The sequence below is a fragment of the Prosthecobacter fluviatilis genome, from assembly GCF_042655725.1.
In the GTDB taxonomy this organism is placed as follows: domain Bacteria; phylum Verrucomicrobiota; class Verrucomicrobiia; order Verrucomicrobiales; family Verrucomicrobiaceae; genus Prosthecobacter; species Prosthecobacter fluviatilis.
The window spans coordinates 633,873-648,541 of record NZ_JBHSMQ010000002.1; the positions used below are offsets into that span (position 1 = coordinate 633,873).

Genomic DNA, 14,669 nt, shown 5'->3' on the forward strand with positions numbered 1-14,669 from the left:
TCCCGCTCCGCTTCCGCATCCTTTTGTTCTAATGAAAACTCTTCGACGTAATCGCATCCTTCTCGGCTGGTTTATGACCGTGCTGGTGTTCGTCATGCAAGTCGCCACGCCGCTGCAGTCCGCCACCATCTACTGGACCACGGATGGAAAGGTCTCCGGTGAAAATGGCAGCGGCAACTGGGACACCACCACCGCCAACTGGATGACCTCCGTGCCCACCAACGTCGCCGGCTCCCAGGTGACGTGGAACAACGCGGCCAACAACCTCGCCGTCTTCCTCGGCACCGCCGGCGTCACCCTCACCGCCCCCATCACCGTGGGCGGGCTGGAGTTTGACGTCTCGGGCACCACCATCAACTCCTCCTCCAGCACCAACACCCTGACCTTTGCCGGGGCCTCCCCCACCATCACGATCAAAGGCAGCTCCCAGTCGCTCGCAGGAGACACCGAAGCCCGCCTCACCGCGCCGCTCGCCGGTACCAACGGCCTGTCCATCCAGTTCGCTGACTCCTCCAGCGCCAACCCTGGCTCCCACTACGGCGTCCTCTACCTGGGCACGCAGAACAACAACTTTGCCACCTCGCTGACCGGCGGCATCACCGTGGGCAACAGGGCCCAGCTCCGCGTCCTCGCGAACTCCACCGACCTCAACACCGGGAAAAATCCCCTGGGCACCAACCAGGTGACCCTGCAGGCCGGTTCACGGCTGGACATCCGCGGCTTCAACTCCACCTCCAACGGGCTTTCCGGCCGCGTGTTTGCCACCAACGGCACCGGAGACAGCGGTCTGGTGGACTTCACCGCCCCCGCCGCCAGCCTCTCCACCGACTTCTTCGTCACCGGCACCAGTTTCAGCACCACCACGGCTCCCCAGGGCGTGCAGTGGGTCGGCAAGGTGGACATCGGCCAGGCCGGAGCCTACACCTTCTTTGCCAGCGTGGACGACGGCGCCAAGATCTACATCGACGGCAAGCTCGTCCTCAACAACGACGGCGGCAAAGGCGCCACGGACCTCTCCAGCACCGCCATCTTCCTCGCCTCCGGCTCGCATGACATCCGCATCGACTATGTGAACGGCTCCGGCGGCGGCAGCCTCAACCTCGGCTACGCCGGTCCGGACACCGACGACGGCAACGGGCAGATCCGCAAAGTCATCCCCAGCAGCGCCCTGCACCAGGCAGACGTGAACACCCTCAACGGGGCCAGCAGCGCCCTCCAGTTTGGCAATGACGTGCGCCTCACCGGCAACGCGGAGATCTCCCTCTCCAACACCACCGTCTCCTCCGTGCAGATGGGCCGCCTGCTGATCGACAACGGCGTCACCCTCAAGGCCACCGCCTACGACCTCCTCGGGGACACTCCCGTGGTGGGCAACGGCGACGGCTTCGGCAAGACCCTGCGCTTTGGCGGCACCACCTCGGCGCCCACCGTTTTCGGCACCCTGGGCTCGGGCACCGCCGGCACCGTCACGATCAACTCGGACATCAATGTGGCCTTTGACGGCGTCGTCTCCGACCAGGGCCGCGCCATGACCATCCAGAAGACCGGCTCCGGCTGGCTCTACTTCAATCAGAACCAGGTCGCCAACTCCCTGGGCTCCACCTCCAGCATCGAGATGATCGGCACCAAGGTGACCCAGAGCGCCACCTACCTCGCCTCCAGCTACGGCACAGACAGCACCCTCGGCGGCAAGGCCAGCACCCTGACCACCGGCAGCACGGCAGGCCTCTCCGTGGGCATGACCGTCAGCGGCGCCGGCGTCCCCAAGGGCACCGTGATCACCGCCATCATCGACGCCACGCACTTCAAGGTCTCCGGAGACGCCTCCTCGATCGTGAGCTCCACCTCGCTCACCTTCTCCAAGACCCCCACGCTGGTGCTCACCGGCAGCGCCTCCGCCGGAGCCTTTGACCCCATCGGCTCGGCCAAGATCGTGCTCTCGGGCGGCAATCTCGTGCTCGCCTCCACGGGCGGCGGCAACCTCAACGGCGGCGGCCCGGTGTTTAACAACGCCGTGCAGGTCAATACCAGCGGCAGCATCCAGTCCACCGCCAACGCCGCCTCCGTCACGCTCGGCGGTGCGGTCAACATCGCCAGCAACCAGACCCTCGTGCTCGACGCCATCGCCGGTGGTCGTCCTGCCACAGATCCGGGGGCGAACCTGATCATCTCCGGCGGCATCACCGGCGACGCCAGCACCTCCATCATCATCCGCTCCACGCAGATGAACTCCGTGACCACCGTCAGCGCCATCAACGCCCTGGCCACCGGGGTCGTGCAGCAGACCGGCTTTGCCTCTGCCAGCGGTACCGTGACCCTCACCGGAAACAACTCCGGCTTCCTCGGCCAGCTCGTCTTTGAAGCAGGCTCCAACCTGCGCGTCCTGGGCGTGAGCGCCCTCAATGGCAAGACCTTCACCATGGCGGGCGGTACCCTGCAGCTGCTGGACAACGGGGACGGCACCGGCCGCCTGGAAAACCTGGCCTTCAACGAAAACATCACCGTCACCGGTTCGGCCACCATCACCGTCGGCGCCATCTCTCCCGCCGTCACAGGAAACTTCACCCCCGCCGCCAACAAGCGCGCGCAGATTTCCAGCCTCACCATCAGCAACCAGAACCTGACCGTGGCCAACAACAACGCCTACGGCCTGCGGGTGAGCGGCGTCACCTCGCTGACCGGCTCCCCGACCTTCACGGTGAACAACGGCACCTCCTCCAACAACCTGGTCAGCGGCCTTGAGCTTGCCGGTCAGGTGACCGGCCTGGGCAACAGCATCGTCAAAGCCGGCGGCGGCACGATGCTCCTGAGCAACAGCAGCAACAACTTCGGCGGCACCGTCACCTTCAATGCCTTTGGCAACAGCGGCAGCACGGTCCTCACCGTGGAGAGCGCGGCCCAGCTCGCCGCCGGGCAGCTGCTCACCGCCACCGGCGTCAACACCGCCAACGGCGGCACCCGCATCAGCTCCATCTCCACGCAGACGTTTGCCACCAGCGTGGCCAGCGGCGGCAACGTCCTCACCCTGGCCAACAGCCTTACCGGCACCTTTGCGGTGAACATGCTCATCAGCGGGGACGGCATCGCCTCCGGCACCCGGATCACCCAGGTGAACGACAACGTCACCGACACGACCACCAACAGCTTCATCGGCAGCACCAACGTCACGGTGGCCAGCACCACCACCTTCCGTGCGGGCATGGCCGTGTCCGGCAGCGGCATCCCGGCCGGCACGTTTGTGGCGGAAGTCATCGACGGCACCACCCTGCGCCTCAGCCAGCCCATCACCGCCAACAACCCCACGCTCGTCAGGCGGCAGCTCGTGCTCTCCAGCAATGTGAGCACGACGGACACCACCCTCGTGCTGACGCAGCTGAACCTCAGCCAGGCGCTCACCGGATCTTTCACCGGCACCACGCCGGTCACCGGCACCTCCGTGATCAACGTCACCGGCGGCGTGCTGGCCTTCACGAGCAACGAGGCGCTCGGCAATTCGCTGAACCAGGTGTTGGTCAACACCAACTCCACCACCGCCGGGCTCCGTGCGGACGGCACCTTCCACTCTGCCGGCCGCACCTTCATCATGAACCAGGCCAGCAACGCCATCGACGTGACAGGTGGCAACACCTTCTCGATGGACAACACCTTCAGCTTTTCCAGCAACAGCAACAACCTGCAGAAGAATGACATCGGCACGCTGGTGCTCTCCAAGCCGATGACCCAGGGGCTCCCCGGCCTGACCTCGTCCTGGAACGGCATTCTCACCATCGGCCAGGGGGTGGTGCGCGTCACGAACGCAGCGGCCCTCGGCTCCACCGGCAGCTTCACCCTCGCCTCCAGCTCCGGCTCCGCCTACACGCTGGTGGCCAACGTCGCGGCCGCGCTGGAGATCACCGGCGGCATCAACGTTGCCGAGGCCCTGGTCTTCAATCCGGGCAACAACAACACCTCCAACGGCATCAACGGCGCCGGCGCGCTCCGCAGCACCTCCTTCTCCGGCACGGTGCAGGTCCTCAGCAGCTCCACCTCCAGCACCACGGTCACCATCGTGGGGGCGCCTCCGGCCATGCTCGTGGCCGGTGCCAGCTTCATGGGCTCCACCATCACGAATGTGAATGGCAGCACCATCACCCTGGCCTCCAACGCCAACGCCACCATCAACACCGCCACCAGCCAGTCCTACTCCCTCAGCGGCAACAACACCTACAGTGGCAACATCACCTTCTCCGGCCAGACCAACGGTGACGGCAACAACCGCTCCGCCACCATCGGCGTGGACCTGGGCTCCACCCTTCACATCACCGGCAGCATGATCGGCCGCGTGGGCACCGCCGGCTCCAACCGCAGCTCCTGGTTCGGCCTCGTCGGCGCTGGCAACGGCTTCATCGACACCGCCATGGGCGTTGACGGCAACCTTGCCAACGGCACCTACTCGCTCATCATGGCAGGCACCGGCACCTGGACGATCACCGCCGCCAACGCCTTCCCGGGGCAGACGCTCTACGCCAGCAACGGCACGCTGCTGCTCAACGGCTCAGGCACGCTGGGCACGCCCGGGTCCGGTGGCGGTTCCGGCACGGTCTTTGTGACACCGCAGGGCACACTCACGCTCGACAGCACCGGCACCAACGTCAACGACCGCCTCGGCGGCCGTGCGCTCTCCCTTTATGGCGGCGCCATCAACCTCAAGGGCAACGCCTCCGCCGCCACCTCTGAAACCATGGGCGCGCTCACGGTCAACGCGGGCCAGACCATCGTCACGCTCAGCGGCCAGCAGGCCAGCTTCGTCACCGGCTCCGTCACCCGTGCCACCAACAATGGCGGCATCACCGGCACCATGCTCGTCCGCGGGCTGAGCACCGGCTCCTTCCAGTCCTCCACCGGCGGTTTTACCTTCACCGGCCAGCAGGGCGGCGCGGGCACCACCAACAAGGGCATCATTCCATGGGTCATCGTGGACAACAGCTCCACCGGCTCAGGCACCTCTTTCGCCACGGCAGACAGCGTCACCGGCCTGCTGCGTCCGCTGAACACCTCCACGGAAATGGTCACCACGCTGACCAACAACCTCGCCGGAACCGCCACCCCGCTCAACGTGCTGCTTTCCACCAATCAGGGCATCGGCGGCGGCATCGTCACCACCACCTTGCTCAACAGCCTCACCATCAACTCGCTCACCCTCCAGACGGGCGGCGCGGTCACCCTCAATGCCGCCCAGACCCTCACCTTGGACAGCGGCGGCGTCCTCGTGCTGGCAGGCGCCACAGGAGCCAGCATCGGCGGCACCGGCGTCGGCCGCCTGAGCACCAGCAGCAACAACCAGTTCGTCTACTACACGCTCAGCGACCTCTCGGTCAACGCCGCCATGTTCGGCGTCTCGGCAGGTCTCGCAAAGGCCGGCGCATCCACGCTCACACTTTCCACCCAGCAGTTCTACACCGGCGGCACGGCCATCAATGAAGGCGTGATCAAGCTGGCCGGCGGCACCAACACCATCTTCTGGAACAGCGACTTCGTGCTCCAGGGCGGTTCGCTCGACCTCAACGGCAACGTGCAGGTGCTCAACCTCCTGCGCGTCAACACCACCTCGCCCCTGAACGCCAATCTCATTCCCGACATCGGCGGCACCATCATCAACACCTCCGCCAACCAGGCCACGCTGGGCCTCGTCAACTCCGGCGGCAGCTTCTCCGGCTCCATCACCGGCAACATCGCCCTGGTGCGCTCCACCAGCGCCAACTCCTACACGGACTGGAACATCTATTCCGCCAACACCTACACCGGCCCCACGCTCCTCAATGGCGGCCGTCTCCAGCTCCTGGGCACCGCCACCCTGAGCAACACCTCCTCCATCACCCTCAACCAGTCCACCCTGCTGCTGAGCAACAACAACGGCACCAGCATCCTCGACGCGCTGGTTGACAACCGCATCAACGACAATGCCGCCATCACCCTGCGCGGCGGCATGATCCAGTACCGCGCACGCTTCGGCAGCGAAGGCACCGAGGCCTTCGGCTCCCTGACCCTTTCCCAAGGTGCCAGCGTCATCGACGTGGCCGCTCCAGGCACGGGCATCAACAGCTCCACCGCCACCTTTGCCGACCTCTACCGCCCCGCCGCCGACCACGGCACCCTGCGCTTCTTCAACGTGACCGGCAACTACGGCAACGGCACCGCCCGCGTGTTCTTCAACAGCTGGGGCCAGACCCCCACGCCGACGCAGATCAGCAATGGCATCGTCACCTCCCTCACCAACGGCATCATCGGCGGCTGGGCCGTCGTGGAGCGTGACTTCGCCAGCTACAACACCGCCACCGGCGTGGGCGCCCTGAACTCCGCCGGCTACGCAGGCTATTCCAGCAACGACCTCAACTCGGGCTCCGCCACGGACAACATCCGCATGACCTACGCCGCGGTGAGCTCCACCGGCACCGTGGGCAGCAACGAGCTCACCATCGCCAGCACCGCCGGCCTGAAGGTCGGTGACGCCATCCTCGGCAGCGGCATCCCCGTCGGCGCCGTGGTGACCTCCATCATCGACGGCAACAAATTCACCATCGACCAGAACCTCGGCTCCGCCAATCCCACCCTGACCCTGCCGCAGACCTACACGATGGCCGGAGACCGCACCGTCAACAGCCTTGCCATGGTGGTATCCGGCAACAGCACGCTCGACCTCGGCGGCCACACGCTGAACCTCGCGAGCGGCGGCTTGATCGCCTCCCAGGGCTTTGACCTCATCAACACGCAGGTCAACGTGGTCACCAGCTCCACCACCAGCAACACCGTCCTGCTGGCCACCATGCCCAACACCCTCACCATCGGGTCCACGATCCTGGGCAGCACCGTCACCGCCATCAACGGCCTGACCGTCACGCTGGCGGACAACGCCAACGCCAACATCACCGCCCCCACGGCCACGTCCTTCGTCAGCTCCCTGAACATGCCCCTCATCATCAAGGGCGGCAATCTCACCGCCGGCAATGGCGCGGCCGATCTCTACATTCACGCCCTCGGGTACGTGAACGGCAACGGCAACGTCTATGGCCGCAACGTCTTTGTGGACGCCAACATCGTGGACAACAGCGGCGGCGCGGTCACCCTGGTCCTGGACGGCACCGAAGGCCGCGGCGTCACCGCCGGGGTCAGCGGCTACCGCACCAACCAGCTCGTGCTCTCCGGCAACAACACCTACACCGGCGGCACTTACGTCAATGCGGGCTTCGTCGTCGCCAGCTCCGCCACAGGCCGCGCCTTCGGCACCGGCAATGTCACCATCACCGGCGGCGGCAGCACCAACGGCAGCACCTTCCAGGAGCGCACCACCACGGTGATGCTCGGAGCCTCGGAGCAGATCAACAGCACCGCCACACTCTCCATGCTGGGCGGCAGCGTGTTTGAGCTCAACAACTTCAACCAGACGCTCGGCGGCCTGGTCTTCAACAACACCGGCGGCAACAGCCCCTCGGTCTTTCTCGGCAATGGCGTGCTGACCCTGAACGGCAACGTCACCGCGAGCTCTTCCAACCTCGGCTCCGTCGCCACCATCGCTGGCGCTGGCATCGTGGTCACCGGCACCATCGGTTCGAACGTTGTGACCCTCGTCTCCGGCAACATGTCCAACGTGACCGTCGGCACCCCGATGGTGGGCGGCAACTTCGCTGCGGGCACCGTCGTCACCGGCGTCTCCGGAACCAAGATCACGCTTTCTGCCAACGCCATCAACGGCAACGCCGGCGCAGGCTTCACCAACGTCGTCAGCTACGCCACCAACGGCACCGTCGCCCTCAGCACGGGCAGCCACACCTTTGACATCGCGCCGGTGATGGCCAACGGCACCAACCTCGCCCCGCTGCAGCCCACCCTGAACATTGCCAGCGTGATGACCGGCAACGCCAGCATCATCAAGACAGGCGCAGGGCTGCTGCAGCTCAGCGCGGCCAACACCTTCACCGGCGGCGTCAGCCTGCAAAACGGCAGCCTGCTCTTCAGCACCGGCAGCGTCTTCAACAGCGGCGTGACCGGCGGCGTCAGCGCAGGCCCCATCGGCACCGGCACCCTGACCATGTCCGGCAGCAACAACCTGACCCTCCTCAGCAGCACCAGCCTGACCATCGGCAACGCAGTGACCTTTAACTCCGCTTTCAACGGCGAGTTCCGGTTTGACAGCACCGTCTCCACCGGCACAAACCTCACCCTCAGCGGCCTCGTCACCCTGCCCAACGCGGTGACCATCAACGTCATCAACCCCGGCATGACCGCCGCCCTCGGCCAGATCACCCGCGTCACCACGCCGGGCAACATCGTCATCAACAAGACCGGCCTCGGCACGCTCTCCATCGGTGCCCTCGCCGCAGGAAACACCATCACGCTGAACATGAACGGCGGGAATCTCTCCCTGCTCAATGACGGGGACGGCACCGCCTCCCGCCAGGTCATCGACAGCGGCATCACCGTGGTCTCCAGCCAGGCCATGAACCTCACCGTCGGCCGCCTCGGCACCGTGTATGCGCCGCTCTTCACCTCGGCTGCCTACAAAACGATCCAGATCAAAGGCTCCACGGGCACCACCTTCACCAACGGCGTCCTGACCGTGGCCAACAACAACGGCTACGGTCTGGAAATCACCAGCAACGTCACCCTCGGCTCCGGCCAGGTCGTCAATGTGGCCAACGCCTCGGACTCCAGCCTCATCCAGGGCCTGCTCCTCTCCGGAGTCGTCTCCGGCGGCGGCATCACCAAGATCGGTGCCGGCACCCTGGTGCTCACCAACACCAACACCTTCACCGGCACGGTGGACATTCAGGCCGGTGTGGTCGCCGCGTCCTCGGACGCCGCGCTGGGCAACGTGGCCAATGGAGTGATCCTCAACGTGAACTCCGCCACCGCCGTGGGCCTGCGCGCGACCGGCACCTTCTCCACCAACCGCACCATCACCCTCAATCAGGCCAGCAACGCCATCGAAGTGACGACTGGCAACACGCTGACTCTGAACACGGCCTTTGGCCTCGGAGCCGTCTCCAACGCGCTGCGCAAAAATGACAACGGCACGCTGGTGCTCAACAACCTCAACAGCACCTGGAATGGCGTGCTCACCATCGGCGCAGGCGTGGTCAGGGTCACCAATGCAGGCGCCCTCGGCACCGTCACTGGAAACACCGTCGTCACCGGCACAGGCGCCGCCCTTCAGATCAACAGTGTGAACATTGGCACCGAGCAGCTCAGCCTCAATGGCTCGGGCATCAACAACGGCGGTGCTGTGCAGGCCGTCGGCGGCGGCACCAGCACGATCGGGGGCACCATCACCCTCGCCACGGCCTCCGCCATCGGGGCAGACGCCGGCAACACGCTCCTCATCACCGGTTCCATCACCGGCGCGCAGGCCCTCACCCTTGTCGGCGGCGGCAACATCAACATCACCACCAACGGCTTCGGCGCGCTGGGCTCCATCACCAAGATGGGGGCGGGCACCACCACGCTGAGCGTGAACAGCGCCTCCTTTGTCAACGGCCTGGTCATCAATGAAGGCACCTTCAAGATCACCGGCTCCGGCGTCACCCTCGGCGGCACAGGCGGCATCACCGTGCAGGGCCCCTCGGGACTGCTCTGGGTGGACGACACCGTCGGCGCAGCCACCGCCCACTTTGCGGGCGCGCGTGCAGTCACGCTCAATGGCGGCACCCTGCGCTTTGACGGCGGCTCCGGCACCTCCGCGCAGACCCTCGGCGCGCTGACCACCAACCGCGCCGCGACCAACACCATCATCATGAACCAGGGGTCGGGCACCAACACCCTCACCTTCTCCAACTGGAACAACAACGGTGACTCCAGCACAAACTTCGTCGGCACGAACCTCGGCACCGCCGGCAACAAAGTCCTCTTCACCACCGCACCGGGCACCTCCAACGGCCTCATCCTGCGCACGCTGGTCAACGGCGTGGACTTCGCCGGGTATGTGACGGGCACAGGCGTGGGCGCCTTTGGCACCGCAGGCTACACCGCCTACAATGCCAGCAACAACCTCGACACCGCCGCCGCTACGGACACCATGAACATCACGGGAGCGTTGACCTTCCTGGGCAGCACCTCCCGGACCGTCAACGCCATCAAGATCAGCGGCAACGGCCTCAATCTGACCAACTCCGTCGCCACCCAGGGCGCCACGCTGACGCTGAACTCAGGGTCCATCCTCAATGTGGGCGGCAACAACACGATCAGCATCCCCCGCCTCAACTTCCCGAACGTGAACAACGTCAACATGCAGGCCTACGTGGCCGTGGCTGACGGCACACAGCTCACCATCAACAGCCTGATGACGGGTGCCGGTGGCTTTGTGAAAGACTCGGGCGGCACGCTCATCATCAACGCGCCGAACAACATGGCCGGCGTCGCCAACATCAGCGGCCAGATCCTCACCGGCAACTTCGTCATCAACGGCGGCACCGTGAAGCTCAACGGCGGCAACAACACCCTCACGCCCAACCAGTTCCTCATCGTCGCCACAGGCGCGACGCTGGACCTGAACGGCAACTCCCAGTTTGCCCTCGGCACCCGTGGTGACAGCGCGGCCCTGCAGGGCAATGCCGGTACCTTCACCAACACCTCCACCAATGCAGCCGCCCTCATTTTCGGCCTGGACAGCGGCGGCTTCAACTTTGGCGGCATCATCAAGCAGGAAGCCGGCGCCGGAGCCATGAACTTCTTCAAGAGCAGCAACCAGACCTACAACTTCCTCAACGCCAACACCTACAGCGGTGCCACGATCTTTGCAGGCGGCACCAACGGGCTCGTGGACGGCGGCACGCTGGCCAACACCTCCTCCATCGCCATCAACTACGCCGTCCTGCGCCTTGACGACAACGTCAACTTTGCCCTCGCCAACCGTGTGAACCTCTCGGCGGACATCACCCTCAAAGGCGGGTCGCTGGTCTATCAGGGACGCACCCAGGCCAACACCTCGCAGTCCGTCGGCAACGTGATCCTCTCCGAAGGCCTCAACATGATCCAGGCGGCCAACGGCGGCACCGGCATCAACTCCGCCACGCTCAACATCCTCTCCCTCACCCGCAGTGCGGGCTCGACCGCGACCGTGCGCTTCCCGGACAACGGCCTTGGCGCCAACGGCAACGTCGGCCGCATCCTCATCAGCAGCCTGAACGGCGTGCCGACCAGCGGCAACACCGGAGGCTCCAACATCAACAGCGGCGGACTTACCAACGGCCTGATCGGACCTTGGGCCATCGTGGACCGTGAATTCGCCAGCTACATCCCCGACCTGGGCGTAGGCCGCCTCAGCCAGACGGGTTTTGCCGGCTATTCCCTCAACACCCTGACCGGCACACCGCTGGCCACGGACAACATCCGCGCCACCGCCAGCGTCGGCCCGCTGGTGACAGACACCACCGTCAACACCTTCTCCCTGATCAACCCCACCGTGGCCGCCACGACGGTGAACCTGGGCGGCAACACCCTCACGCTGCAGGGCGGGGGACTCCTGCTGGCTCTGGGTGCAGACAACATCAACATCGCCATCAACAACGGCTTCATCACCGGCGGCCTGGCCAACACCGCCAGCGACCTCTACATCCACGTCCTGCCCTATGGTGGCACCAACCGCACCTTCACCATGAATGCGGTCATCAAGGACAACGGCACCGGAGCCCTGCGCATGATCATGTCCGGCAGCGACGGCGCGGCCAACCTCACCCTCAACGCCCTCAACACCTACACGGGTGGCACGGTCATCAATGGTGGTGTCCTCCTCATCGGCAGCACCGGCTCCCTCGGCACAGGTGGCATCACCATCAACGGTGGCGCCACTCCCGGCAGCGCCATCCTCGTCCAGCAGGCAGGCGGCATCATTGATGCCAGCAACTCCGTCACCATCAACGGCAGCGGCATCCTGGTGCTCGGCGGCACCCAGACCCTGAATGGCCTGGTCTTCAACGGCTCCGGCGGCGGCAATCTGGCCCCCACCGTGAACTCGGGTGACGGCCTGCTCACCATCGGCTCCGGCGGCATTGTCTCCAATCCGCTCAATCCGGCCGCCTCGCCGCTGGTCGTCGGCCGCATCGACTTGGGAAGCTCTCTCAACAACATCACCGTCAACACCTTCGACTTTGCCGGGTTCAACAACTTTGCCCCGACCACCCCCGGCCTCGTTCTCGGCGGCGTGGTGGGCTCCCTCGGCGGCTTCAACAAGCTGGGCAACGGCGTGCTTCAGATCAACCAGTCCACCTTCGTCGGCGGCGTCAACGTCATGGGCGGCAACATCCAGTCCGGTGCGGTCAACGCCGGTTCCCGCTTCTCCACCCTCACGCTGAACTCGGGCACCTCCCTCAACCTCAACGGCCAGTCCACCGTCTGGGGTGCGTTGGCAGGCAGCGGCTCGGTCTTCAACAGCGTGGCCAACAACGCCCTGCTCACCGTGGGCTTCAACAACAGCAACACCACCTACTCCGGCCAGCTCAACCGCTTCAATGACGGCACGCCAAACGCCATCTCGCTGACCAAGATCGGCACCGGCAACATGACCATCACCGGTGTGCAAAACGCCACCAGCGGCTCCACCGGTGTGCTGACGGTGGGCCTGGGCACGGTCACCTACGCCGGCGCAGGCACGGCCATTCTGCCAAGCCAGACCATCCTCACAGGCGGTACCCTCACGCTGGACAACAGCGCCAGCAACCTCAACAACCGCCTTGCCACCCCGCTCACCGCCACCCCGGCCAGCCTTCTCACCATCAGCGGTGGTACCTTCAAAATCGTGGGCGGCAGCAGCGCGAACACCGTTGAAAATGTCGGCACCCTCACCATCAGCAGCGGCAGCGGCATCATCTCTCTGAACGCGGACCCTGCCACCCAGGTCACCTTCACGGCCAGCACGCTCACCGCACAGCAGGCCGGAGCCAGCCTCATCCTGCAGGGGAACTTCAGCGCCGCCGGAACCACGGGCAGCGCAGGCTTTGCCAACATGCTGGCCACGACATTCAACGTCATCGGTGGCCAGGGCAACGGGGCCAACGGCACCACCACCCGCACGATCCGCTCGGACATCCTCGCCCAGGACGTCGGCAAGGTCACGGTCAGCGCCAGCTCCGTCGAGTCGAACCAGGTCACCGTCACCAGCGTTCCTCTCAACCTGACGGTGGGAGACACCCTCCTCGGGCAGAAGGTGGTCGGCATCAGCGGCCTGACCATCACGCTCTCCGGAAATGCCAGCCAGGACATCAGCTCCAACACCGACGTCACCTATGAAGGCGTGCCATGGTTCACCACCAAGGACTCCGTCACCGGCTACCTGCGCCCTCTGACGGACGCTGAAATGAGCAAGGCCCTCTCCAACAGCCTCACCACCAACTTCCAGCTCAGCACCAACACCGTCATCACCTTCAGCCAGAACAGCAACAGCCTGACCCTGCTCAGCGGCGGCGGTGTCTCCAATGGCAGCGTGGCGGCCATGGGCATCTTCAACACCAGCGCCTCCCAGCTTTACGAACTGGTCAACACCGGCGGCGTGCTCGCCTTCAGCGGCAATGCCGGCATCAACACCCCGTTCTTTGCCTCCAACAACAACGCGGCGTTCTATTTCTACACCATCGGTGCGGACACCGTGCTGAATGTGAACAGCTTCCTCTTCAACACCGGCGGCGGTCTGGTCAAATCCGGGGAGGGCACCCTGAGCCTCAACCGTCGCGGCTATTACAGCGGCGTCACCACTGTCAACGCCGGCACCCTCATCCTCAATGGTGGCAACAACACCATCTGGGCTCCGCAGACCATCACTCCTCTGGGCGCTCCGACCACCACCATCGCCAGCTTCCAGGGCCTCGCCGTCAACGGCGGCACGCTCGAGCTCAACGGCTACAACGGGGCGTTCAGCTCCTTCGGCAGCAACAACAGCGTCGGCGCCGGCGGCATCGTGACCAACTCATCCGGCACGCTCGCCACCATGACGGTCACAGGCAGCACCACCAGCTTCAATGGCAGCCTCACGGGCAACCTGGCCCTCACTTCCAACGCAGCCCTCACGCTCACCAACGTCAACACCTACACCGGCGCCACCGTGCTGCGTGGCAACAGCCTCACGCTGCGCGATGCGGGCACCCTCTCCGGCACCTCCTCCATCGGCATCAACTTCGCCACCCTGAACTGGGACGACAGCGGCCTCACCACCCTGGACAACCTCAACCCCGTGCGCTTCAACGCCGCGACAACGGTCTCCCTCCAGGGCGGTGCGCTCACCATCACCGGCGGGGGCTCGCTCGACACCAATGTGGTGATCAACAACCTCGTCATTCAGCGCGGTGGCAGCACCATCACCGTCACTCCTGCCGCCAACGCCGGCAGCGCCGTCAGCCTGAGCATCGGCTCGCTCACCCGCACGGACAGCGACCGCAGCATGGTCAACTTCATCGCCGGCAACGGCGTGGGCATGGGCGGCACAGGAAACAACAACAACGCCTCCGTGCAGATCTCCCTGATCAACGGCGTCGGCGTCTCCGCCAGCACGCTCGTCAACAAGCTCATCGGCGGCTGGGCTGTCGTGAACGGCGACAGCTTCGCCACCTACAAGGACGGCGTCGGCATCGGCGCGCTCAGCACCACCGTGGGCGGCAACGTGTATGCCGGCGGCAATGCCTTCCCGACCTACGACGGCTTTGACATCA

The 14,669-nt window shown here is 65.3% G+C and carries 1 protein-coding gene (only partly in view); it reads left to right on the forward strand.

Annotated elements, in window-relative coordinates:
• Window positions 1-31: 31 nt before the first annotated feature.
• A protein-coding gene (locus tag ACFQDI_RS07645) for a beta strand repeat-containing protein (protein ID WP_377165085.1) crosses the window boundary here: on the forward strand, window positions 32-14,669 show its start. Its footprint extends 17,375 nt past the window's final position; only the first 14,638 of its 32,013 coding nucleotides appear in the window; its start codon is at window positions 32-34; the stop codon falls past the right edge of the window.